Source organism: Desulfopila sp. IMCC35006 (genome assembly GCF_005116645.1).
In the GTDB taxonomy this organism is placed as follows: domain Bacteria; phylum Desulfobacterota; class Desulfobulbia; order Desulfobulbales; family Desulfocapsaceae; genus Desulforhopalus_A.
Genome location: NZ_SWCM01000018.1, coordinates 32240 through 55322, shown reverse-complemented (window position 1 = coordinate 55322; position 23083 = coordinate 32240). Strand labels below are relative to the sequence as shown.

Annotated in this window: 18 protein-coding genes; 5 read left to right on the top strand and 13 right to left on the bottom strand. The window is 45.7% G+C overall.

All coding sequences use genetic code 11. From position 1 onward, the window contains the following. Positions 1 to 267: 267 nt before the first annotated feature. Entirely contained in the window at positions 268 to 423 is a 156-nt protein-coding gene (locus tag FCL47_RS21370) for a BFD-like (2Fe-2S) protein (protein WP_136815760.1), read from the bottom strand. A gap of 2311 nt (positions 424 to 2734) precedes the next feature. On the opposite strand from FCL47_RS21370, the gene FCL47_RS21355 reads away from it, so the two are divergent. Beyond that, positions 2735 to 2989 carry a type II toxin-antitoxin system RelE/ParE family toxin gene (locus FCL47_RS21355; RefSeq protein ID WP_136815757.1) on the top strand — a complete coding sequence of 85 codons (255 nt, stop codon included), beginning with the start codon at positions 2735 to 2737 and terminating at the stop codon, positions 2987 to 2989. Next, complete coding sequence (locus FCL47_RS21350; RefSeq protein WP_136815756.1) at positions 2973 to 3305, top strand: helix-turn-helix transcriptional regulator; 333 nt, start codon at positions 2973 to 2975, stop codon at positions 3303 to 3305. The genes FCL47_RS21355 and FCL47_RS21350 overlap by 17 nt, the downstream gene beginning before the upstream one ends. Before the next feature lie 446 nt (positions 3306 to 3751). Here FCL47_RS21350 and FCL47_RS21345 read toward each other — a convergent pair whose 3' ends face one another. Further along, positions 3752 to 4009, bottom strand: coding sequence for an SHOCT domain-containing protein (locus tag FCL47_RS21345; protein ID WP_205747399.1), 258 nt, complete (start codon positions 4007 to 4009; stop codon positions 3752 to 3754). Between the two features lie 95 nt (positions 4010 to 4104). Continuing rightward, positions 4105 to 4527, bottom strand: a complete 423-nt coding sequence (locus tag FCL47_RS21340; protein WP_136815755.1) for a hypothetical protein — start codon at positions 4525 to 4527, stop codon at positions 4105 to 4107. A 260-nt stretch (positions 4528 to 4787) separates the two neighbouring features. Here FCL47_RS21340 and FCL47_RS21335 point away from each other — a divergent pair, with 260 nt between their 5' ends. Together FCL47_RS21335 and FCL47_RS21330 are read left to right on the top strand one after the other, a co-directional pair. After that, positions 4788 to 6635 (top strand): ATP-binding protein, encoded by a 1848-nt coding sequence (locus tag FCL47_RS21335; protein ID WP_136815754.1) that lies wholly within the window; start codon positions 4788 to 4790, stop codon positions 6633 to 6635. Further along, positions 6632 to 8008 carry a sigma-54 dependent transcriptional regulator gene (locus tag FCL47_RS21330; protein ID WP_136815753.1) on the top strand — a complete coding sequence of 459 codons (1377 nt, stop codon included), beginning with the start codon at positions 6632 to 6634 and terminating at the stop codon, positions 8006 to 8008. The genes FCL47_RS21335 and FCL47_RS21330 overlap by 4 nt, the downstream gene beginning before the upstream one ends. 422 nt (positions 8009 to 8430) lie before the next feature. Here the strand turns inward: FCL47_RS21330 and dmeF are convergent, their stop codons facing one another. The 3 genes from dmeF to FCL47_RS21315 form a co-directional block, all read right to left on the bottom strand. After that, complete coding sequence (dmeF, locus tag FCL47_RS21325; protein WP_136815752.1) at positions 8431 to 9363, bottom strand: CDF family Co(II)/Ni(II) efflux transporter DmeF; 933 nt, start codon at positions 9361 to 9363, stop codon at positions 8431 to 8433. 267 nt (positions 9364 to 9630) lie between these two features. After that, positions 9631 to 11766 (bottom strand): ferrous iron transport protein B, encoded by a 2136-nt coding sequence (gene feoB / locus FCL47_RS21320; protein WP_136815751.1) that lies wholly within the window; start codon positions 11764 to 11766, stop codon positions 9631 to 9633. Position 11767: 1 nt separating this feature from the next. Further along, positions 11768 to 12004 carry a FeoA family protein gene (locus FCL47_RS21315; RefSeq protein WP_136815750.1) on the bottom strand — a complete coding sequence of 79 codons (237 nt, stop codon included), beginning with the start codon at positions 12002 to 12004 and terminating at the stop codon, positions 11768 to 11770. A gap of 640 nt (positions 12005 to 12644) precedes the next feature. Here FCL47_RS21315 and FCL47_RS21310 point away from each other — a divergent pair. Further along, entirely contained in the window at positions 12645 to 13517 is an 873-nt protein-coding gene (locus FCL47_RS21310; protein WP_136815749.1) for an HD-GYP domain-containing protein, read from the top strand. A gap of 528 nt (positions 13518 to 14045) precedes the next feature. On the opposite strand, the gene FCL47_RS21305 is transcribed toward FCL47_RS21310, so the two are convergent. From FCL47_RS21305 to FCL47_RS21275, 7 genes are all read right to left on the bottom strand, one after another. Further along, complete coding sequence (locus tag FCL47_RS21305) at positions 14046 to 14354, bottom strand: rhodanese-like domain-containing protein (protein WP_136815748.1); 309 nt, start codon at positions 14352 to 14354, stop codon at positions 14046 to 14048. A 10-nt stretch (positions 14355 to 14364) separates the two neighbouring features. Continuing rightward, positions 14365 to 15765: a chromate efflux transporter gene (gene chrA, locus FCL47_RS21300; protein ID WP_136815747.1), complete on the bottom strand. Its 1401-nt coding sequence runs from the start codon at positions 15763 to 15765 to the stop codon at positions 14365 to 14367. Positions 15766 to 15797: 32 nt separating this feature from the next. Beyond that, positions 15798 to 17015, bottom strand: a complete 1218-nt coding sequence (locus FCL47_RS21295; RefSeq protein WP_136815746.1) for an MFS transporter — start codon at positions 17013 to 17015, stop codon at positions 15798 to 15800. A gap of 44 nt (positions 17016 to 17059) precedes the next feature. After that, positions 17060 to 17800 carry an HDIG domain-containing metalloprotein gene (locus tag FCL47_RS21290; RefSeq protein ID WP_136815745.1) on the bottom strand — a complete coding sequence of 247 codons (741 nt, stop codon included), beginning with the start codon at positions 17798 to 17800 and terminating at the stop codon, positions 17060 to 17062. A gap of 66 nt (positions 17801 to 17866) precedes the next feature. Further along, positions 17867 to 18766, bottom strand: coding sequence for a chromate resistance protein ChrB domain-containing protein (locus FCL47_RS21285; RefSeq protein WP_167496600.1), 900 nt, complete (start codon positions 18764 to 18766; stop codon positions 17867 to 17869). A gap of 819 nt (positions 18767 to 19585) precedes the next feature. Continuing rightward, on the bottom strand, positions 19586 to 20959 hold the full coding sequence (locus FCL47_RS21280; RefSeq protein ID WP_136815743.1) for a sigma-54 dependent transcriptional regulator: 1374 nt from the start codon (positions 20957 to 20959) through the stop codon (positions 19586 to 19588). Continuing rightward, complete coding sequence (locus FCL47_RS21275) at positions 20956 to 22680, bottom strand: nitrogen regulation protein NR(II) (RefSeq protein WP_136815742.1); 1725 nt, start codon at positions 22678 to 22680, stop codon at positions 20956 to 20958. Before FCL47_RS21275 ends, FCL47_RS21280 begins: the two co-directional genes overlap by 4 nt. Positions 22681 to 23083: the final 403 nt, after the last annotated feature.

Here is a 23083-nt window from a genome sequence, read left to right as displayed (position 1 = left end):
AGTTGCGCGCGGATAATGCAATATATTAGAATTATTCCTATTTGGTAATGTTTTTAAACGCAAAAGTGCTGTCGGAAGGAAAAATTTCCGATCTAACTGTGTCTGCGCTGATACGAACTTCTGAAAATTTGGGGTTCTCTGTCAGGCACTAGTTAGACAAAAACTTTTTATCTAATCCTCCATTTTCTTGAGGCCCTCGAAGGGATTTGGCGCACCTCCATCTTGCCTCGTGGCCTTGTCCACCAACTGGCGAACGTCAGCAAGGCATCAACGCCCTTTCGGGTTCTTAGTGGCACACTGACACCCCCCTGCTTTTTTTTCAGACAGGATTCTGTCCATGATGGTGGACTTGCCGTTTTTCGTCAAATCTTCCTCAATGTCCGATGCGGTATAGCCAAAGCAATAACAAATCAACTCGTCCATTTTTTTACCTATTGATGAGAATTGGGTTGGGAATGTGTCCATTCTTTGCGCATTAGACAAAATAATTCCTTTTGTCTAATGTTTGATAGTCGATGCTGAACCAAATTATTCTTGGCGTTAAAGCAAGAAATTTTTCCAGAGATTATCAACCGAGATAATTGCTCCATTTCCGACCATTACCGACGTTGATAGTACTTTCTTAGCAGTGCGGGCAGCGTGATTCGACAGATCGTGTCGTGTTTCAGTTAGTATCAACCACGTTGCCTGACACTCCTTCCAAAGTGATCAGCAAAAATAATCTGGTATTATCAAATTTTTTGTTTCTGCAAGCTTGATGATGGGTTGAAAACAAGGAGTTTCTGAATTTTCAACATTTTGTCCAATGTTTGCCTGTTTTGATGGCAGGTAAGTGTTTGATATCCCGATGTTGGGTCTCATGCCTCTTTAGAAAAAGAGGATTAAAATATATCCGTGATTTCAAGTTGCCGGATATAGCCATGGAAGCAATCGCTCGACATCGTCAAGCGGGAAGGCCAGCACAAGCGGGCTACGGGTGGTCTCAGATTGCGCGTACCGATCCTTTAACGTCACCGTATGTTCACTTAAAGCGCAAAGGAACAATAATATTAATTCCTGGAGGAGGCGGGGGAGGTGGGTCATAGTAGACGGGAGGTGGGCCATAGTAGACTGGAGGTGGGCCGTAGTAGACCCTCGGCTCGTCGTAATAGCGATATCGATGTTCATGACGCCAGTGACGAGCGTGACCCTCGCGTTCCCTCCATTCCATTTCTCGGTTTCGTTCATATCGCTCGCCATTATCCCAATTTCTCTCGCCTTCCCATCTTCTCTCATGCCCCCTTTCATAATGATCCTTTGTATGAGCGGGGGTGACGGTTCCAAATGTTATTATAAATGTAAGGGACGCAAGTGCTAGGAATGCGCCACTCCCCAATCGGCTTAGAATATTTTTCTTGATGGTTTTCATAATGTTATCCTTAAAAAGGATGATGAAAGGTGTTACTTAGACTTGCTTTTGCCAGACTCGTGGTCGTGATGCCAAAACCAAACAGATTTATCTCTTTATGATTATAAGTGTTTTTTCTCTTTCAAGCAATATCTTAAATACTCAGTAACGAAAGACTTTGTCTAATGGCTCTAGTCTTAAATAAAAGAAGTCGCTCTAGTAACTTGAACAAGCCTTAGGTGGAAAATCCGTTACCAAAAAGCCATCCCAAGATGGATAGATAATTGGGGCAAATAATGATTCAAAAATGCTTTCAATCCTACAAGATTTCCATTGGCAATCCTCGGAGTAAGAGTACCCTTATTGACTTAAGACTATTCTTGAAACTTCGGTTGGCAGAGTCCAATTTTTTACTCAATAAAGGACTCCCACTCAAAGTCATTAGACAAAACAATTCCTTCTGTCTAATGTTTTAGTCGATGCTAAACCAAAATTTTATTCCGGTGTTGAAATAAAAGAGTCGAGTAGCCCGGGGGAATATCACCCCCAGGCCCTCACAGATCCGGACTTGAGTCTCTCGACTCATCCGGCTCCTCATGTCCCCTATTCAGTAAGGTTTGCAATACTCGACGGTTCTTCCCATCTCTGGTTGACCAATAAGTAAATTTAGACATGTTACCCCCTTCGCTCACCCCCATTACAGAGGCTTCATCACTACTACGAGGTAATCCGTCCCTGTGCTCCGCATTGGTACTCTCATCCTCGTGGAGTCTCCACTTGGATTTCTCCCTTGGCATCGGAACGACAGGTTCCCACGTTCCACTCGAAAGCCAAGATCAAGTTCACGCCACCTTTATGCCGGCCGCCGATCGGGCAGTAAATAGGTTATCCCCCGAACTTATCCTGGGATAGAATTAGCTCCCAGTTTTGACGACATCAGAATCTCTTTCGACACCTCATCAGTGGTTCGCTTGCGCTCGTCTCCATGATCCACACCTGACCCGGTCTTGCCGGGCCTTTTCCTTAACGCTCACCACCATGGCTCTTTACCACAGCAGCTTAAGGTGGTTTGAAGCCTGCTCCTGCAAGCCGACTCCGAGGGACCTACCCTCATCTTTCGTGTAGTTACGAGCAAAGGTACTTGCTCTCGTGGCACACTAATTCCAGAGATTACCAACCAAGATAATTGCTCCATTTTTTCAGCACCGGACGACCGATACTACTTTCCTCTGTTGACCGTCAGTTAGTATCTTGCATGCTACCTGACACTGTTGCGGTATCTGGCAACTGGCTTGTTCCGAATGGCCTACTTGATTTTATTCTAATAAAAACGTATATTGTTAACGTATGAACACCATTAAATGGCATACCAAAGCTTTGAAGCAACTGCGCAAGATCGACCGGCAGGACAATGCCGCGATCCGTTCCGCCGTCAATGATTTGTCTGGTATGCCCGATTGCCAGGGAGTGAAAGCCCTGATCAATCACCGGTACGGTTACCGGCTACGGGTCGGGCGTTACCGGGTGCTATTCGACTATGACGGTGAGGTGCGGATCGTTGAAATCCAGGAGGTAAAGAAACGCGATGAACGTACATACTAATAATATCCAGATCATCCATGACCATAACGGTGCTCCCGCCTTTGTGGTACTACCATATGCTGACTGGCTGGCCAGTCGCGACCGCCAGGAAAATCTTGTCCCCAACGAAGTCGTCAATCTCACTTTCGATCACGATTGGTCCCCGATGCGTGCCTGGCGTGAACACCTCGGACTCACCCAAGCCGAGATTGCGGCAAGGGCGAACATGACACAGGGAGCCTACGCCCAGATGGAGAACAGCACAAGACCGCGTCGCGCCAGCCTGAAAAAGATAGCATTGGCAATGGGGTTGACGGTCGAACAGCTTGATTTCTAAACAGCAGGCGATATCTCTTGTCGACTTCGGGAGGGAATACTTTTCTGCTCTCTTCCCGTAGAACCGTTTGCCCGATAATACTTTCCTCTGTTGACCGTCAGTTAGTATCTTTCACGATGCCTAACGATCATGTCCAAGTGACCAGCAAATATTCTCATGGAGAATCTCAGGCCTGAAATTGTTGTTTTGTTGTTAGGCTTTGAAGGCAGGGAAACTTCAAGGGTTCAGTAGTAATCCAAAAAATCGGATTAAGAGCAGTTTTCAAGAGGTTCATCCTGGCAATCTCAATCAAAAATCTCCGTGCAAAACAAGAAAGTATCAACACTTACGATGGCCAGATATGGACCAATGTTCGGATTTCGAGTATCCATTGCGCAGAGTGAAGTTGTTCACTTGATGTCGCCGATTTTACGTCGACCTTTAAGCTTTTCTTTACCATCCGCTGATCAATTTGAAAGAATGTCCTTCATCCGCTGGTATTCTTCACTTGATATTTCACCTTTCGCATACTTTACCTTGATGATGTTCATCGAGTCATGACGATCAGAATGGCTTTCGCGTCCTGAGCCGAGGCGTTGTAAAAGTCTGGTAACAAGATAGATACCACCGACGAGAAAAAGAACCGTCCAAATCATGCCAAAGAAGCCACCGCCCATCGACCACCAACCAGTTCCGAGCATCCCGTTCCAATTACATCCCCACATATGAACCTCGTTGAATTTGAGAATTGATGTTGCTTAAATAGATCATCTTTTCAAGGGGATGGAGCATCGCGTGCCCCTCCCCGTGAAGATCGCTGTTACCAGGAGCCACAATATAATCCATTGCCGACGGATTGAATATTATGCCTGCGTGCTGCTTCCACAAGCTGGTTCTGTTTGTCCGAGATGCTTTCAGACAGAACCCGGGCACGCTTGGCATCGGGATTAGCGCCAGCCATAATGGCATTCAGCTCGGCTTTATCTGCGGCCATGCTTGACCTTATGGTCGCGGTCTCTTTTTGAAAAGCCAGATACGCCTCATTATCGAAGTTGCCCCGATAGTTGTTCATCATGCCGTAATCACCGTCCATCATGTGATTTCCGCCATTCATCATGCGGTGTCCACCGTTCATCATGCCGTATCCGCCACACCCACCGTTGTTGTGGGCGAAAACGTTTGTGGACATGACTGCGAAAGTTGCTGCGGCGACCAAAGCTAGGGTGATAACTGTTTTTTTCATAACTAAATTCCTCCAAGGATTTTTGGGTTTTGTGATTAACTCATGCGATTAACCTTTACTCAATTCATCGCAAGAGCCATGCCAAAACGAAATAATTGAGGTAATCTCTCGGAATTAAAGACTGTTTAAATATTTCACAAAAAAATCGACGATACCAGGCTTGTCGTGATGTTAATAGTTGTTTAACATTTAGACATTAACAACAACTAGTGTCTAAATATTAAACAACTCTCTTGCAGTCAGGTCACAACGTATATCAAATGAAAAATCGATTAAAGGCATTAATAGGCAACGTTTCACCATGGATCGTTATCGGCATGAGTCTTATTCTCGTGGTCGTTGTGCTGGTACTGGCAGTCATGAACTACAACCGGGAAAAGCGGTACATGGAGCAAGTGCTCAGCGAAAAAGGTGGTGCTCTGATCAATGCCATCGAAGCCGGCGCCCGGACAGGCATGATGGGTAGGATGGGGGAAAAATCGAATCTTCAGGTGTTGCTGCATGAAACCGCTGCGCAGCCGGATATCCTCTACATTGCCATCGTCGATTCATCGGGACGGGTTCTGGCTGACAGCGATGTATCCAAAACCGGACAGAGTTTGATCGCACCAGCAGTATTGGCCTCAATGAACGCTTCTGCGGATGTGCAATGGCGTACTGTTGACCGAGCGAATGCGTCAAAATCTTTCGAGGTGTACAAAATTTTCCAACCAACACTGTCTATGGATGACAACATCAGAACTCCCGGAACAATGAACAATCGTATGCGACAAATGATGCAAGGCTGTTCTGATAATATGATGGGCACGCCCGCTCGCGAACGATGGCAACCGGGCTGGAGGCATGGCTTGGACCAAGACCGGGTTCTCGGCCCCGGACAGCAGCCCGTTATTTTGATCGGCATGGATATAACCCCTTTTGAGGAAGCCATTAGCGAAGATATTTCGCTCACTTTAACCATGTCGGGCATTCTGCTGCTGCTTGGTCTCGGCGGAGTCGTTTCATTGTTTTGGATGCAAAGCCACTTGCGCTCAAGAAAGCTGCTGCATGACTCCCAGGCCTTAACCTCGGAAATAGTCGCCAATATCCCGGAAGGTATCATTGTGTACGGCCCGGACAGGAAAATAAACTACATCAACACAATCGCCCTGGGGATGCTTGGCTCGGATGTGACCGTGCCTTCAGAGATCCAGGGTCGACCGGCACCAGACATCTTGCCTTCGGCACTATGGCAGCTGCATGCGCAGGTGAGCAGGAAACAACCTGTCGTAGAGGCGGAACTGGAACTCAATGCCGGCAGTCCGCAGAAACTGCCCATTGTTGCCGTGGTGACTGACATCCTTACGGAGGAAGGAACTGTTGTCGGAAAGATGTTTATGCTTCGCGACCTCAGGCAGGTCAAACAACTTCAGGAGAAAATACGTAAGGCCGACAGGATGGCAGCAATTGGCAATCTTGCAGCTGGTGTGGCGCATGAGGTGCGCAATCCACTCAGTTCGATCAAAGGATATGCGACTTATTTCGGTTCCCTTTTCCCTGAGGGAAGCGACAACAGGAAGGCTGCAGAGGTGATGACTTTGGAGGTGGACAGACTTAACCGGGTCATCTCCGAACTGCTGGAAATGGCTCGTCCCGCCGACATCAAGAGAAAAGACACCGGGCTTGCCGCGCTCATCGATTCCTCACTCCGTCTGGTCAAACAAGAAGCGGATGGTGCAGGAGTAAAGATTTCCGTTGCTTCGGCACCGGAAATCGGTTCGATCCCGGTTGATCCCGACCGACTCACTCAAGCTTTGATCAACCTCTACATCAACGCAATCCAGGCCATGCCAGAAGGCGGTGAACTCAACGTTTCCGCACAATTGCAAGGATCGAACGTATTGCTCCGCATAAGTGACACAGGAGCCGGCTTGCTGAAAGATACGCGGGCCTCTATTTTCAACCCCTATTTTACTACTAAGCAAACCGGAACGGGACTTGGCCTGGCGATCGTCCACAAGATTGTCGAAGCCCATGGAGGGACCATTGAAGTGGAGCGCACGGGGCCTGACGGTACAACTTTTTCCCTCACCATTCCCGCTAGAGTCAATCGAGGTGAAATATTATGACAGCTACAATCCTGATTGTTGACGATGATAAAGCTCATCTGTCCATGCTGAAAACCATCCTCGCCGGCTGGGGGCATGTTGTGGTTGGTGTAGAGGACGGTGGCGATGCCATTCATAAAGTTCGGGAAACACCGTACGATGCCGTACTTATGGACGTGCGAATGGCCAAAGTCAGCGGCATTGAGGCGCTGGCGCGGATTAAGGAGATCAACCCAGCTATCCCAGTTATTATCATGACCGCCTATTCCTCAGTGGATACGGCTGTGGAGGCTATGAAGATTGGCGCTTATGACTATCTGACCAAACCGCTGAATTTCGACGAACTGAAGCTGACGCTGGATCGGTCCTTAGAACACATGATTTTGCTCAAGGAAAATCAGTCACTCAGAGAGCGTATAGCGGAAGATTCGAGCCTGTCGAATATCATCGGCAAAAGCCGAGCCATGCGAGAACTTCTCGATATGGTGAAGACTGTTGCCGCGACCGAGGCGACGATTCTGATCTCCGGCGAAAGCGGCACAGGCAAGGAACTCATCGCCAAGGCCATCCATGCAAACAGCAACCGCAAAAAGAAAAACCTCGTTACGGTCAACTGCGCGGCCCTGACCGACACTTTGCTGGAATCTGAACTATTCGGTCATGAGAAGGGATCTTTCACCGGGGCGGACAAACACCGGGATGGGCGCTTTATGCAGGCTGACGGCGGCTCGATTTTTCTCGACGAAGTGGGGGAAATTCCCCTGCCCATGCAGGCCAAGCTCCTCAGAACAATTCAAGAAAGAGAAATTCAGCGGGTGGGCAGCGACAAAATCCTCTCGGTTGATGTACGAATCATCGCCGCGACAAACCGCGAATTACTGGTCGAAGTCGAGAATGGCAGGTTCCGGGAAGACTTGTACTACCGTCTGAATGTGGTGAATCTGTTGCTCCCGTCATTACGAGATCGAATGGAAGACATACCGCTTCTGGCCAACCACTTTCTCATGCAGTATTCCGAATTAAACAGAAAACGACTCAAAGGGTTCACACCGCCGGCAATGGATATGCTTGTCAAATATGGCTGGCCCGGCAATGTCCGCGAACTGGAAAACGCCGTTGAGCGTGCAGTAATTCTTGCCGCCGGCGAATTCGTCGCCGAAAAAGATCTGCCTCCAATCATATTCAAACATTTCAGGGAGTTTTGTGGACAGAATGAACCTCTCGTCTCAGATAGCGTGGCCGGCAAATCTCTGCAGGAGGTAGAAAGAATTGCCATTGAGGAAACCCTTGCACAGACGGGTGGAAACAAGAGCGAAGCAGCCAAACTCCTTAATATCACCCGCACGACGCTTGACAACAAGATCAGGAAATACGACATCGAGATCATACGGTGAAGCTGCTCATGAAATAATAGGAAGCCTCTATTCACGAATGCCTGCAAAATCATCTCGTCTTGTTGTACGTTACCCGTGGCAATATCAGCAACAATCAGTCAAGGTTAGTTTCCATATACTTCCTGAGAGGGTGTTGACGCCTACTTTATTGAGATTGCATATAAATGGAGTAACAGCAAACGAAAGCTTACCAAAGAGCAGGTAAATTTAAGGCTCAGGTGAGTTTACAACTCGTTACTGCAACCTCTTCATGGATTATCTCAATTCTCAGGTTTCTGATTTGATGTTAGGATTTGAAAAGAGCAGAATTTCGTATATACAATAGATATCTCAAGTTTGTGATCGGTGGTTAATTGGTTGAGATCAGATGTGCCAATCTCAACACTGTTCGTTAAACAAAAATCTATTGTTTCGACCTATCGTTACCTCATCCCCAGTTCTGCTTTATGGTTTACCTCTACCGAAATATGGACAAGTTCTTCATGGATTCTTAATAACTGCTTGAAGTAATCAGAGTCTAGAGCATCACTCGTAATGAGAGACAGGATACAAGCATATTTGCCCTTGCCTACTCTCCAGACATGCAGATCGCTGATATGAGAGGCAGTAGGACTCGCTTCAATAACCTCTCTAATCTCTTGAACCACTGGAGCATCCATTTCAGCATCGAGTAAAACACGCATGGAATCACGCAATAAACCGTATGCCCAGACAGTGACCAATCCGGCACCGACGATACCCATAACAGGATCGAGCCAGCTTGCTCCCCACAATTTGCCGCCAATCAAAGCAAAAATGGCTAGTACAGATGTTGCCGCATCAGCGATAACGTGTACATAAGCAGAACGTAAATTCAAATCATGATGATGACTATGTGTTTTGTGGTCATGATGATCATGTCCATCCCTTAATAACCAGGCGCACACCAGGTTTACAGTTAAGCCAACTATAGCAATGCCGATAGCTTGGTCGTAATGAATTGGAGTGGGGGCGATTAAGCGCTCGACCGATTGATACAGCATAAGAGCTGCGACCAGTAGTAGAAATAATGCACTCGTATAGCCCCCCAGCACCTCCATTTTCCAAGTACCAAAGGCAAATCTCTTGTCGTGTGCGAATCGACGAGCAGCCCCGTACGCAAGCACTGATAGTCCGAGCGCTAATGCGTGGGAACTCATGTGCCATCCATCTGCCAACAGGGCCATTGAGTTGAAAGCCCATCCGCCGCAGATTTCGACAATCATCATAACAGCCGTTAGTATGACTGCCCAAAGAGTGTTTTTTTCTGCTAATGGATTTCCTTCGTCAAAAACATGAGAGTGGCTCCAATCTTCAAGGTTTAAAGCAGGTTGCATTTTGTTTTGATCCTTTATTGCAAGTTCACAATTTTCCCCCTTAGGACTGATTATCAAGGGATACTGATTAGTATTAAAATGATCGCAGGCTGTTGACTTATCGATTTACCGGAGTAAAATGTCTTGGATTCATGATCTTTCAAATAAACAAAAACTCTCTGTGCGATGCCAAAAACATACAAAGCCCCTGTTGACTTTGATCTAGCTGGGGCTTTGTATTTCTAGATGAATCTTTTTGGTGGTTAACTCTATTGACAAGTGTCTGTCCTAGCTGCAACAATTTTTCCTAATAGGTGGTGAAAAGACAACCTCTTTCGCTATTTTTTCTCTCTTGCCAATGAGGTGAAGTCCTCCGTAAATGACCGCTAACATAAGGAATGCTAGAGCAATGTAGAAAATATTATGCCCCTCTGCAATTTGGTAGAAGAGCGTCGCAACAGCCCACGCCAGCATGGTGCTGTATGCCGCCATAACTCCAGCATAAAAACCTCCCATTTCTTGCTGTGCCGCACCAATTACCGCGAGGCAGGGAAAATACATCAATACGAAAAGCAGATAGGCAAAAGCAGAAAATACCGTGAAGTAGGCTGCAATTTGCTTATAGATGGCTGTGTCTGCACCGATCTTGGCCGATATGGCTTCACTGTCCTCAGCGATAAGACCAATACCAAGGATGTCGAAAGAGCTTATTTTCCCAAGAAAGCTATCACCTACCGTTGAAAACGCCTTTACGATCTTTCCGACAATATCCAGTCCACCATTTGTGGTTTCTTTAGATTTCTCAGGTGTGTTTTGTTCCATCGTGGCATAGAGCGAATTGAGAGTGCCTACTATGGCTTCTTTCGCAAAAAGACCGGTAAATAGAGCAACCGAAGCAGGCCAGTTTTCTTTACTTATTCCCATAGGTTCAAAAACAGGTGCTATCAATTTACCGGCATAAGCTAGAATCGAGACCTGTGAATCTTCATTGCCGAATGAAATCTCACCATTTTTATAACCTATGGAGTTAATCACGCTCAGGACAAAAACCGCAGCTATGACAATGGTACCGGCCCTTTTTATGAAATTTCTCATCCTGAGCCATGCACTTTTAAATACAGCATTCGTTTGTGGAGTGTGATAGAGAGGCAGATCCATAACAAAATGCGATGGAGTACCTTTGAAAAGGGTATTCTTTAGAAAATAACCCGTGAGAATTGCCATAAACACACCTGAGAGATAGATCAGAAACACTGCTAATCCCGAGTAGGCACCAAACAGAGCGGCGCAAAACAGTGCATAGACAGGCAAGCGGGCTCCACAAGACATAAAAGGTGCCATAAAAATGGTCATGAACCGATCTCTTTTGGTATTTAAGGTTCTCGCAGCCATAACTGCAGGCACAGTGCAACCAAACCCCACAATCATGGGAATGAACGCTGAACCCGGAAGACCAATTTTTCTCATAAAGCGATCTGCTACAACCCCGACCCGTGCCATATAGCCAAGATCTTCAAGGATGGCTAAAGCAAGAAACATGAAAAAAACCACAGGCACAAAGGTAGCAACTGTCTGACATCCTGTTCCTATCCCAGTTGCAATGGCAACAAGCCACTCCGGACTGCCAAGAGATCCTAGTAGAGCCCCTGGAATATCCACGAACAATAGACCGCCGATAATGTCAAAGAAGTCGATGAAAACCGAACCCAGACCGATTGCAAACCAGAATGTGACAAACATCGAGGCAAGAAAAATTGGGATCGCCGCAAATCGATTCATTACTACATTATCAATCTTATTCGTGAAATTCTCGTTTCTATCTTTCTTCTCCTTAACTACTCGACTACATATTTTATCAATGTGGCTGAATTTTTTTACAGTATCTAAAACTTCTGAACGGGAAATGTGTGATTCGTGAACAGGCAGATGCTCAATGGTTTTTTCAATTTGTTTTATCGCGTTGAGCACACTGCCTTTATCAACTGCGATAACAGGGATAACGGGGAGGCCCAGATCTTTGCTGAGCCGCTCCTCGTCGATTTCCAATCCTTCTTTCTCCGCCACATCCAGCATGTTCAGAAGAACGATTATTTGGTTGGTCCTCTCTTTAAGGTCCATCGTTAAAAAAAGGTTTCGAGAAAGGTTTGTTGCATCAACAACATTGAGGATAAGGTCATATTCACCCTCTCTAATGACGCGCTCAGCCAGTTTTTGATCTTCAGAGTCAGGACTGAGGTTATATGTACCTGGAAGATCAACAAGTTCTACCTTGCTCCCTTGAAGTGGAAAAGTACCTTCAAACTTTTCCACTGTAACACCAGGCCAGTTACCAACTTTTTGCCTGGAACCCGTAAGGCTATTGAACAGGGTCGTCTTTCCACTATTAGGGACACCAGCTATCGCGATTCTTGCTATTTTGTGCATCTTATGACTCCTGAACCAGAATTTGTTGAGCCTCTTTTTTCCTAAGCGCAATGCGACTTCCACGAATTTGGAAGACTATTGGATCTGATAGGTGGACAGGAGCGAGTTCGATGGGTGTACCTTCCACAAAACCCATTTTATGCAGTTTTTGGGTATATTCAGAAGGATGGTTTTCGAATCCTAAAATCAGGTAAGTTTTTCCTTTACTGATCTCAGTGAGGTTGATGTTTTGGGACATTATAGCCCTCCTTTGTCTAGGGGAAATTATCTGTGAACTTTCATTAGACGTTTGATGGATTTGACCTTTTTACAGTTCAAAGTTGTTACTCCAGCTTAAACATCCGGTTGATTTATCAATGGAAGGGGAATGTAACAGAGATAAATATTATGATCAACAAATAAAATAAGGGTTGCCTAAAATAATTGTTTTTGAAGTAGCTTGAGGAGGGGGTAAATCTCCTCTGCAAGAGAGAGCAAGTTTATTGTTCGACGATCGGGATTTAGTGCTTTTCACAAAACTGCTAGCTATAAATAAATGGAATTTTACATGTTTTTATCATACGGGTTTTCACTCAACCACAAATCTCAGCAGGGAAAGAAAGCCTTTAAAAATCTTAACAACTCAAGAAAATTTACATGATTAGCTTATTCCTTGTAGCCTTGTATGGATCAGGAGTCAGAACTATGACTTTGATTTGATTAACAATTGGCTCTAGTACTGGTCCGGGCGTTTGTCATTGCGGGCCGCTGCAGCTAATGACTTTTTTGCCTTTTCTGAACTTTAGGGGTGAACAGGAAGATATTTCCGATATTTACCTTCAATTAAACCAGCGTAAACGATATAGTTTAGAGAAACTATCTTCAACTGGATTTAATTCATGACAAATCGTTCTACCAATTATCTGTTTTTTATTGCTATTCTATGTCTTGCCCCGTTAATTCGAGAATTTCTTTTCGGTCTAGTGTCACCGCACCATCATCCCTTTGCTACAACCGAAGATATTGTACATACCATTATAGAGATAGTGGCAATGGCTCTACTTGGTGGTGTACTCATTCTCATCGATAGAAGGTTCACGCGTGACAAATCCAAAGAACTCAGAGTTACACAAGCCGTAGCCATAGAGACGTTAGCATCTCTCGCTGAATATAGAGATGCTGAAACTTCTCAACATTTACAAAGAATTAGTATATTTGTAAAAATATTGGGTGATAATCTTCAAAAGGATTCACCTTATAGTTGCTATATAAAGTCTCAAAATAATTATATTGAAGATCTTGTTAATGCTTCGGTGTTGCATGACATAGGTAAAATCGGAGTACCTGATGCAATTCTATTGAAACCTGGAGCCCTGACTGATGAAGAATTTGAAATAATTAAGACTCACACTACCATTGGATCAGACATTTTAAGATCTGCAGATTTGCAATTCCAGAAACGTATCGGCACACAGAGTTATTTAGCTTTGGCCTTTAGCATTGCTAGAGGGCATCATGAGAAATGGGATGGTAGCGGATATCCAGATAGCCTGGAGGGAGAAAACATTCCTTTAGGCTCCAGAATTGTTGCACTTTGTGATGTGTATGATGCCGTAACCTCAGACAGGGTATACAAAAAGGCATGGTCTCATGAGAAAGCTGTTCAGATGATCAAAGAAAATAGAGGTAGTCATTTTGACCCAATTATAACCGATGCTTTCTTACAAGAAGCACAACTATTTGAAATCACCAAAAAGAATTATATAGGATAATCTCTCTGAGAACAGTGAGAAAGATAAAGATGAATCATCATACCTCTAATACAAAACGAAAAGAGGTTAAAGTCATTATGACACAATGCAGGTAAGTAGACGAATCATAAGCAAGAATAGGATTTGATTTGGCAATCTTAACCGTATTACACAGAACAAAAACAAACCTTCTTTCTGAGAGGGTAGGAATACCTAGTTTTCAGAAATTGACCAAAAATGGAGTAACCGCCGATTGAAGATTCCCAAAGAAAGGTCTAAGGAACGCCAGTAGGCAATGTCATTTATCATTATCACCTGATGTTCTGTAAGAGCTCTTGGATAAGCTCTAATCTGAGATTGTTTTTTTTACTGTTAGGATTACGAAACCGACTGGTTTTTTCAGGACGTTAGGCATCTAAAGTTTGGCGATTGGCGGAACTCTTCTACCTTCGATGTGGCAATTGAAGCATCTGCGGCTTGCCCATAGGAGTTTATTGTTGGAATTGAATATCGTGTCCCCGCAACTCTATCCCTAGTAATCGTGATTTTTTAACCCTTTATTTGGCTCAACGCCTCCAGCCCTCCCTCAAGGTATCGAACATTTCGGCCACTATCTGCGAGTTGCTGTTGAATCGCTTGGCTGACGGAACCGCCGCGAACACAATAAACAACGATCTCCCGGTCGGTAGGTACTGAGGGAAGCCATTCATTGATTTCCGCAGGATTCTGCCATCGAGCATTACTGAAAGTGTGCGGATTTTTGTCAAAATCATCTTTGCGCCGCACATCAATCAGAGTGACGGTCTTTTTGTCAGCAAGAAGCTCTTGTAATTCTGTTGGGTTGACACTCTTTTCCATACGACACTCCTTAAAACAACAGTTTCCAGAAAAATCCCAAACCGGCACAACCGGTCAGGACGGTGATCATGCCAAATTTGGCGTAGCGCATGGCGATAAAAGAAAGCACAGCCAGCAGCAGGCCAAACCAATCGGCTGAGGCAAAGTCGGGTATGGGAACTGTTGCACCCAAGAATTGCAAGGGCGTCGTCTTTCCGAACAAGGCACTCAGGCCGAACCAGATAGAGAGATTCAGCACCACCCCGACCACTGCAGCAGTGATGCCCGAGAGTGCACCATTAAGCAACCGGTTATGGCGGAGCTGTTCGACATACGGAGCACCAAGAAAGATCCAGAGAAAGCACGGGGCAAACGTCACCCACACCGTAAGGATGGTACCGAGTATCCCGGCAAGATAGGGGTTCAGTATTCCAGGATCACGATAGGCAGCAAGAAAACCGACAAACTGCACTACCTGAATCAGCGGCCCCGGCGTTGTTTCCGCCAGCGCAAGGCCGTCGAGCATTTCTCCGGGATGCAGCCAACCATAACCACTTACCGCCTCCTGGGCCATGTAGGAGAGAACTGCATAGGCGCCACCAAAGGTGACCATGGCCATCTTGCTGAAAAAGAGGGATATCTTAGAGTATACATGCTCAGGTCCAAGCAGTATGACAATCAGCAGAACGGGTCCCAGCCAGATACTTCCCCAGGTGACCAGCACCTTTAAACTGCGGACAAGAGTCGGAGTGAATCTGCCGTGTTCATCTTTTGCCAGCAAAAGGTCGATAATCCCCCCTTCATCTATACCCTGGACGGCAGCAATATCGCCGTAGATCCACCGGGGGCATAGCTCGCCAAGGCGTTGAGGACAAAATGTCATCCCCAGATACCCGAACAGGCCGGAGACGATTATCACCACGGGAAAGGGCGCCTGGTAAAAAAACATGGCTATAAAAGCAAGCCCTGCCAGCAACATCAAATATCCAGTCTTCAGCGCCTTGGCGCCAATTCTGAAAACGGCAATGACGACAATGGCCAGTACAGCAGGCTTCAGACCGTAAAAAAGCGCCTGCACTGCAGCCACATGCTGAAACCCAGCATAAATCAGGGTGAGAATTAAAACGGTCACCATGCCGGGAATGATGAACAGCAGGCCTGCGGCCAATCCTCCCCTGGTGCCATGCAGCAACCAGCCGATATAGGTGGCCAGCTGCTGTGCCTCTGGGCCTGGAAGCAGGTGACAATAATTGAGGGCATGGAGGAAACGGTCATTGCTGATCCATTTCCTCTCTTCAACAAGCATCCTGTGCATTAGGGCGATCTGCCCGGCCGGGCCGCCAAAACTCAACAGACCGATTTTTATCCAGACCCGCAGAGCTTCCCGAAATGGCAGCGGTTCCTTGTCTTCTTTTATCTCTTTTGTATTCATTTGTTAGCCCCCTTTTGGGATGCCAGAGCATCTTAACTTTTTCTATTTTCAAACATGGAATAGAGGAGAAGGTCGTACGTTATTTTGAGTCCACCGGCAATAAAGAATGGGGCTGAGAAAAACAGTGGATTAGCCATTAATAAACCGGCTATCAATGGTGAAGCTGCGGCCCCCACCGATCTGGCAACAGTGGTGATGCCGGAAGCAGCCGAACGTTCATCTGGGGCCACCACGGCCATGGTATACGATTGGCGCACAGGCACATCCATCTGGGAGATGCTTGCTCTGAGCAGGAGCATACCGACCGCTGCCCAGAGATTTGGCATGAGCGGTACGAGGCAGAGCATGATATTCGACGGAATATGGGTGTAGACCATGGCCGCTATCAGACCGATCCGATCGGCAAGCCTTGTTGCCAGCAGTGCTGACATTCCGGCGAACAGATTGGCGCCAAAGAATAAAGCTCCTAATCCACCTTCATCAATGCCAAAGCGGATATGCAACCACCAGGCGATCATACTTTGCACAACGAAACCTCCGCCAAAAGCATCGAGGGCAAAGAGACCACTTAACTTAAAAATTGTTTTCCTTGAGCCATGCAGCCCGATTACTGTCTTTGCACTGCTTGCCGTTTTTGCTGTTGTCATAGGAAGTTCAATTTTTCTTGATAAATGGAAAAAAAGCAGCATCAAGAGAAGCCCGCAAACGGCGTATCCTGCCATAATCCACTGGTAGGACTCGAGCCTTTCGAAGCCACTATTCTGAAGCAGACGTGCCAGCCAGCCGCCGGTCAATGCACCGGCTGCCGTTGCGAAAGACCCGGCCAGGTTATACCAGCCGAATAATTTGGTGCGCTTGTTGTCGGGGATTAGCTGTGAGAGTGCCGCCTGCTCGATAGAAATAAACGGGCCAATTTCACCTCCACTTGGGCTGACAATGCCGATAATCGCTGCAATAGTGATCAATAGCGGATTCGTCGTCAGCAGAAAGACAATGCCCGCCAGCATCATCAGCAGAGTACCCAGCAGTAGCATGCGCCTCCGACCCATACGGTCCGCGACCATGGTCACCCAGAGAGAGACAACGATATCTCCGATAAGCGTCGCGGAAAGAATTGCACCGACTTCTGCTGGGTATAATCCTGTGGCAGCAAGATAGAGCGCCAGAATTACCGATATGAACCCGTAGGCGAATAGCCGGACGATCCTGGCGGAAAAGAGAAGAACAATGTCTTTTGGGGAAGTATCCATATAAAAAATGCTATCTCCCAGGCGCAGCACCGGGTATGTTTGCGTTACCTGGCCATCCAACCCTGAATTTCTTCATGCAAAGCAAGATAACGGTCAAGGGTGATTGGGTTTTTGCCATATTTTTCATAAGATCTGAGTATTGCTGCAAATCGGGATTCCGCCTGATGCTCGTCTATATCCGGAACTATCCCGTCGGTGTAGATGTCGACCATCCGGTCAGCATAAATGACGATCTTCTCCTCAGGGGTTCGCAGGGTGTAATCCCGAACCGGCAAACCCAACTCTATTGCTTCAGGTTCTGTGAGCCCGCCCCGGATGTGCTTGAGGATGATCTGTCGGATTTCCTCTTCCAGTCCGAGTTCTTCCGCCATCTTCGCGCCAATCTCTCCGTGCTGCATGCCATAAGTCTTAGACTTACCCAGATCATGGAAGATGGCGCCCCGGGCCAGCAGGCGGCGATCAACCGCAATCTTCAGCCGGCTAGAGATCTCCAAAGTCTTGCGGGCTACTTCGATACTATGATCGACAGCTTCCTCCGGGCAACCAGCCTGTTTGAGTATGTCGATCTCTTTCATCAGAAGATCCTCGGTAACATGGAGGAAAAATTCGGTAACAGCTTCATCGCCCCAGTTTTCGCCGACAAACTGCCGGTTTTCAGCAAGAGCTGAGAGCTCGTGGCGGGCCGTTTTAAATTCCGGATGGTTGTCGAGCCAGTCATGCAAAGGCTGATATTCTTCACCGGTACGGCGGAGACTGGTCTTGAGGTGTTGTGCATAGGGAGGCATATCATTACTCCGTGGAATAGTTTGTTTAGATGGTGGGGGAAAACGGGCAGACAATGCCCTTGAATACTAACCCTGAAGGGTTTTCATGAATCCTGCATAGAGGGAGTCGAAAAGCAGGTTTGCCTGCTTCAGCAGTTGGTGATCATCCTGTCCGGTTGCCACCAGGCCATCAATAATGGTCTTCAAGAGCGCCGCATCATCGGGCAGTGTCTCTTCCTGGATGTCAATACACCGAACCAGCTCACTTATCCGGTCCAGAGCAGGGTCCTTCAGGCTAAAATCACGGATAAGAACCTCGAATGTGATCAACTCGCCCTGGTGGGTGAAATCACCGACTGCCATATCAAACGGCAACTGGTCGCGATCAAGATCGGGCATTTCCCCAGTCTGTAGAAAGAGGAACTGAGCATCGAGATCAATAAATTTTTTGATCAGCCAGGCGGAACCCAGCCGGTCTATATATGGCCGGGCACGGGTAACCCAGATTCGCCCGGAAAAATCATTAGGATCAAGTTGCATTGCCGGGATGGTTTTCTTTGCAGGATAACGTAACTGCTCAGAAATAGAATCGAGCACGCTTAATGTTTTGCCTGCAGCACCTGAGGGGAAAAAATCTCTTTCCCGTACTGCTTCGCATCGTTTACGGAGCTTCTGCAGGGCGGCAAAAAGCTCCTTATTGCTGGTTTCATTTACTCGATTTTCCATAAAATCTATTAAGGATCTCGCCTCTTCCTGGATGCTCGTAAATTCAGGGTCGACCTGCGCTTGAAACAATTGTTCAATCTGCTGGTTGGTTACGGCCTCCACTTTTTCACACTGAACAGCAACGGCTTCTCCTCCCAGGTTGTTTACTTCACGAATCAGCCAGCTGACTTGCTCCTGAAGATCGTCTCTGTATGGCAGAATTTGCAAACCAGTCTTGAGTTGTACAGCACCGATGGCGGTTACTCGTCGCCAAATCCGCATTCGGGCTCTAGCATCACTTGCTGGAACTGTATATGAGAATATAATCCATGAGTTCATAGTGAACATAATTATAAGTTACACATATAACAGCGTCAAGTGACAAAAGCTACCATCGGTTTTTTTTGATGTAGCTTGTACGCATGTAGCTTAGATTTTAATTCAAAAGGAAAGGCTCCAACGTTTGGAACCTATTGTACGGATACTACAATCCTGATGGTTCGTGGAGAATGACCGGGCTGGGAGAGATTCATAACGGCAATATCAAACAATCAGCGGATTATATTGATTAGGGATGTTTCCTGACAGTGTAGGATTGGCTAAGCACAGAGAATTGATCAAAAATGGAGCAACTGCAGATAAGAGCTTACCAAAGAACATCTACCGAGACCATTGCTCCATTCCTGAAGATAGTCGGAGTTGGTAGTACTTTCATAACAGTGCGGGTACCGATTCGATAGATCGTGTCGTGTTTCAGTTACTATCAACCTCGAAGCCTGACAATCCACCAGAAGTGATCTTCAAAAATAATCTGGAAAAATCTGGGACTTAAAAATGCTTTTTTCCTGCCAGGCATTTCACAGCACTGGCATATTCCTGAAAGTTAAAAACACCTTTTTGTGTTGCTAGGTTTTCGAGACGACTTCTCTTTTATAGATACAGTAGCCGAAAATCGGGCATGTGTTTTGCGTAAGACTATCTGTCTTGCTGTATTAACAATATTTTAAAACGCATCAGTGTTCGGCAATCATGAACCGGATTATTAGGTAGTAAATCAATTACCCCATAAAGCGTTATTATAAAGAATCTTTTTTATTGGGGTCAGCCTTCTAAATTGTATTCTTTAATTTTATTAATAAGGGTTTGGCGGGCAATACCAAGATTTTTTGCTGTGAGACTCTTGTTATTATCCGTATCATGAAGGGTAGCCCGAATCATTTCTCGCTCCATGTCGCGCAAAGTCCACCCTTGCGAAGAAAACGTTTTTGACATGGATGCATCGGGATCCGGCAAGAAGTGTGGGGGGAGGTCTCGTGGGGTGATTTGTTCTCCGGGACAGAGCACAACTGCTCGTTCTACTGTGTTTTCAAGCTCTCGAATATTACCAGTCCAGTTGTAACGCATGAAAACATTCAGTGTCTCTGGATGAAAACCTTTGATATTTTTTTTGTTTTTTTTGTTTTTTTTTGCCAGAAAATGGTTTGCCAAATCAAGTATATCTCCCTGACGCTGTCTTAGTGGAGGAAGGTCAATCGGTACAACCGCTAATCGAAAATAGAGATCCTGCCGAAAAGTTTCTTCCTTGATCATCTCCAGAAGATCTTTGTGTGTTGCAGCTATTAACCGAACATCAACATTGATCGTCTCATTGCCACCGACCCTTTCAAATTGGCCCTCTTGGAGTACTCGGAGAATCTTTGCCTGCGTTGGCAGGCTCATATCACCAATCTCATCAAGGAAAAGTGTGCCACCGTGGGCTAGCTCAAACCTACCTTTTCTCCTTGATGTTGCCCCGGTAAAGGCACCAGCTTCGTGGCCAAAAAGTTCACTCTCAAGAAGGTTTTCGTGAAGTGCAGAACAGTTTACCTTAATAAAAGGCCCTTTCTTGCGAGGGCCATTTTCGTGCAGAGCATTTGCAACGAGTTCTTTACCTGTCCCAGATTCTCCTTGTATCAACACTGTGGCGTCACTCTGCGCGACCAACTTGAGCATAGAGAAAAGATCACGCATGACCTCGCTTGAACCAATTATCTTGCCGAAAGAAAAGTCCTCCGCCAATCTTTCTTTTAGATAGGCATTCTCCGTCTTGAGAGTTGAATGGTCAAGCGCTCTTGTCAATACATGTGCCAGGTTATCAATATCAATAGGTTTAGTGATATAATCGTAGGCTCCTTTTTTCATAGCCTTTACAACGCTTTCAATGGAAGAAAATGCGGTTATTACTATGGTGGGGATATGGTTACCCGCATCTTCGAGTGCCTCAAGGGTTTCTATACCGCCCATTCTTTTCATTTTTAGATCAAGGAGAATGAGGTTAAAGTGATTCTTTAGCAATGCGGCAAGAACTTCATCCCCATCACATGCTTCAGTTATACTGTAGCCAAGCCTTTCGAGGTTTAACTTGAGCATTGTTCTGTGCCCGATATCATCATCAACTAACAGCAACTGAGGTTTTTTTTGTTGTGTATCAATCATGTTCTCTCCTCAAGAGGGAGCACTATTGTGATAGTTGTGCCCACGTTGACAACAGAGTTTATCTCAAAATAGCCATTGTGCCGCTCAACAATTCGGTGACTAACAGCAAGGCCCAATCCCGTACCGCTTTTTTTTGTTGTATAGAAAGGATCAAACATTCTACTCTTGGTTTCTTCAGACATCCCAGTTCCTGTATCCGATACAGAGATTCGACACATTTCCTTATCACATTTAATAGTTAGCGATACTTCACCACCGGGCGGTGTCGCCTGGATACTATTTTTCAGTAAATTCAGAAGGGTTTGTATCAGGAGATCGGTGTCGCCGTATAGATCAGTCTTTTCATCATATTTAGGAACAAGGCTGATCCTCTTCTCAACAAAGTCTTGTTCAAGCAAAGTGACTGTTTTTTCTAGCATAGCTTTTATATCTATCTTTTCGAAATTAAGTTCACGGGGAGCGCCAAACTGGAGGAGTTCGGTTACCAGGTGGTTCAATCTGTCAACCTCATTTATCATGAACTTTGAATACTCTCTGCAAGCATCTGACGCACCATCCTCAGAACCGAAAAAATGGGCCAGACCTCGCAAAGTTCCGAGAGGGTTACGCACCTCATGAGCAATACCTGCTGCCATGGCGCCAAGGGCGGCAAGCCTCCTGGAGTGTTCTAACTGTTTTTCCATTGAGCGTATTTCTCGCACATCTCTTATAACCAGAACCCTGCCAATCCTATTGCCTTGATGATCCTTAAGTTGGGCACTACCCATCTTAATGGGTACTGGTTCGCAGCTAGCAACCTGAAATTCTGCATCCTTTTCAATCACATTGCTTTGTGTGGTGAGTATTTCCGGTGGGCATGTCGGAAAAATATCCAAAACTTTTTTTCCGATAATATCTTTAAGGCGACGTTTGAACAGTTCCTCAGTGTTTTTGTTACACGATACGATATTTCCATCCTGATCCAGGGTTATAAGTGAATCGGGAATGCTTTCCAAAACATTGTTGGTGTAGAGTTGGGTGTTAAGAAGTGTCGCGTGGGTAATACCCATTCTCTGATAGAGGTAATGAAAATACAATCCGGCGAAGAAAAGAAGAAGCAGCATCACCAGCATGAAAATGGTGTGATACATATCCTGTTGTCTAGTCTTCTCATACTCATTGGTATAAAAACCAACAGAAATATACATCTGTCCTTTAGGTTTGAAGGCAAGGTTCCATTGCTCCCATCGGCTTTCCATCATCGACATGCTATGCAAAGATGTCGTAATTGGATTAAATTTCTGGGATATTTCAAAAATATTATCAGGCCAACTTATTGAAAAAACGGGATTGTTTCCAATATTTTTTAAGTCAGAGTAATTTTTGAGAATGGCTTGTGAAATATTCCCCTGTGATACAACAACAGCATTATCTTCATCAATAATTCTGATAAAGGCAATACCCTGATCTTTTAGTACTTCAATAGCGAGATCTTCAAGAGGATTATGTCCAGCAGATTTACGAAACATCATCGATGTTCGTGTTCCAGCCTCAAAGGCATGGATCATTGTCTTTCCCTCCCTCATAAAAGACAGTTCCATGAGTTTTTGACTGCGGTCTCTGTTTTTGATGGTTGCAATTACAAGAATGCCAATAAGCAAGGCACTGATTAGCAAAAGTAGGGCCGCCGGTTTGGAAATAGCAAATGTCTTTGGGGCTTTGAGGATCAGGTTGTCTTGCATCAAATTCACCTTGAATCGAAGGTTATGTAAATAGGGAATAGCAATTTTCCTGCCAAGACAACAACTAACCTCATAACTCAGTATCTTCGAAACAGCGCCTCACACAATGTGCTTAAGAAACTCTCGATTAGTGGAAGAGATTCTCTTGTAAGGTATCGGTGGGCCACCACCTAATCCAATATCCACAACTTGAGTGTACAATAATTATACAGCAGCACCCGACTAGTGTCAATTAATTGGACAATGCGTGCGGCCAACTCATTGGACACAGCATCGACAACCCTCCGCTTTTCGTTCACGTTGCCTGCTCATTGACTCTGCTATCCTTTGAACAGACCTATTGGCATAACTGTTGCAAATGACAGGAGTATTAAGGGAGCTCTATCTCTTAGTTCATTTTTTA

Excerpts from the sequence above, each read along its gene's own strand:
- dmeF (WP_136815752.1), bottom strand. The coding sequence starts at position 9,363 with ATGCAACCTGCTTTAAACCTTGAAGATTGGAGCCACTCTCATGTTTTT.
- FCL47_RS21315 (WP_136815750.1), bottom strand. The coding sequence starts at position 12,004 with ATGTCCCAAAACATCAACCTCACTGAGATCAGTAAAGGAAAAACTTAC.
- FCL47_RS21280 (WP_136815743.1), bottom strand. The coding sequence starts at position 20,959 with ATGATTGATACACAACAAAAAAAACCTCAGTTGCTGTTAGTTGATGAT.
- FCL47_RS21290 (WP_136815745.1), bottom strand. The coding sequence starts at position 17,800 with ATGCCTCCCTATGCACAACACCTCAAGACCAGTCTCCGCCGTACCGGT.
- FCL47_RS21275 (WP_136815742.1), bottom strand. The coding sequence starts at position 22,680 with ATGCAAGACAACCTGATCCTCAAAGCCCCAAAGACATTTGCTATTTCC.
- FCL47_RS21285 (WP_167496600.1), bottom strand. The coding sequence starts at position 18,766 with ATGCGGATTTGGCGACGAGTAACCGCCATCGGTGCTGTACAACTCAAG.
- FCL47_RS21330 (WP_136815753.1), top strand. The coding sequence starts at position 6,632 with ATGACAGCTACAATCCTGATTGTTGACGATGATAAAGCTCATCTGTCC.
- FCL47_RS21295 (WP_136815746.1), bottom strand. The coding sequence starts at position 17,015 with ATGGATACTTCCCCAAAAGACATTGTTCTTCTCTTTTCCGCCAGGATC.
- chrA (WP_136815747.1), bottom strand. The coding sequence starts at position 15,765 with ATGAATACAAAAGAGATAAAAGAAGACAAGGAACCGCTGCCATTTCGG.
- FCL47_RS21370 (WP_136815760.1), bottom strand. The coding sequence starts at position 423 with ATGGACGAGTTGATTTGTTATTGCTTTGGCTATACCGCATCGGACATT.
- feoB (WP_136815751.1), bottom strand. The coding sequence starts at position 11,766 with ATGCACAAAATAGCAAGAATCGCGATAGCTGGTGTCCCTAATAGTGGA.
- FCL47_RS21350 (WP_136815756.1), top strand. The coding sequence starts at position 2,973 with ATGAACGTACATACTAATAATATCCAGATCATCCATGACCATAACGGT.
- FCL47_RS21355 (WP_136815757.1), top strand. The coding sequence starts at position 2,735 with ATGAACACCATTAAATGGCATACCAAAGCTTTGAAGCAACTGCGCAAG.
- FCL47_RS21305 (WP_136815748.1), bottom strand. The coding sequence starts at position 14,354 with ATGGAAAAGAGTGTCAACCCAACAGAATTACAAGAGCTTCTTGCTGAC.
- FCL47_RS21340 (WP_136815755.1), bottom strand. The coding sequence starts at position 4,527 with ATGAAAAAAACAGTTATCACCCTAGCTTTGGTCGCCGCAGCAACTTTC.
- FCL47_RS21345 (WP_205747399.1), bottom strand. The coding sequence starts at position 4,009 with ATGTGGGGATGTAATTGGAACGGGATGCTCGGAACTGGTTGGTGGTCG.
- FCL47_RS21310 (WP_136815749.1), top strand. The coding sequence starts at position 12,645 with ATGACAAATCGTTCTACCAATTATCTGTTTTTTATTGCTATTCTATGT.
- FCL47_RS21335 (WP_136815754.1), top strand. The coding sequence starts at position 4,788 with ATGAAAAATCGATTAAAGGCATTAATAGGCAACGTTTCACCATGGATC.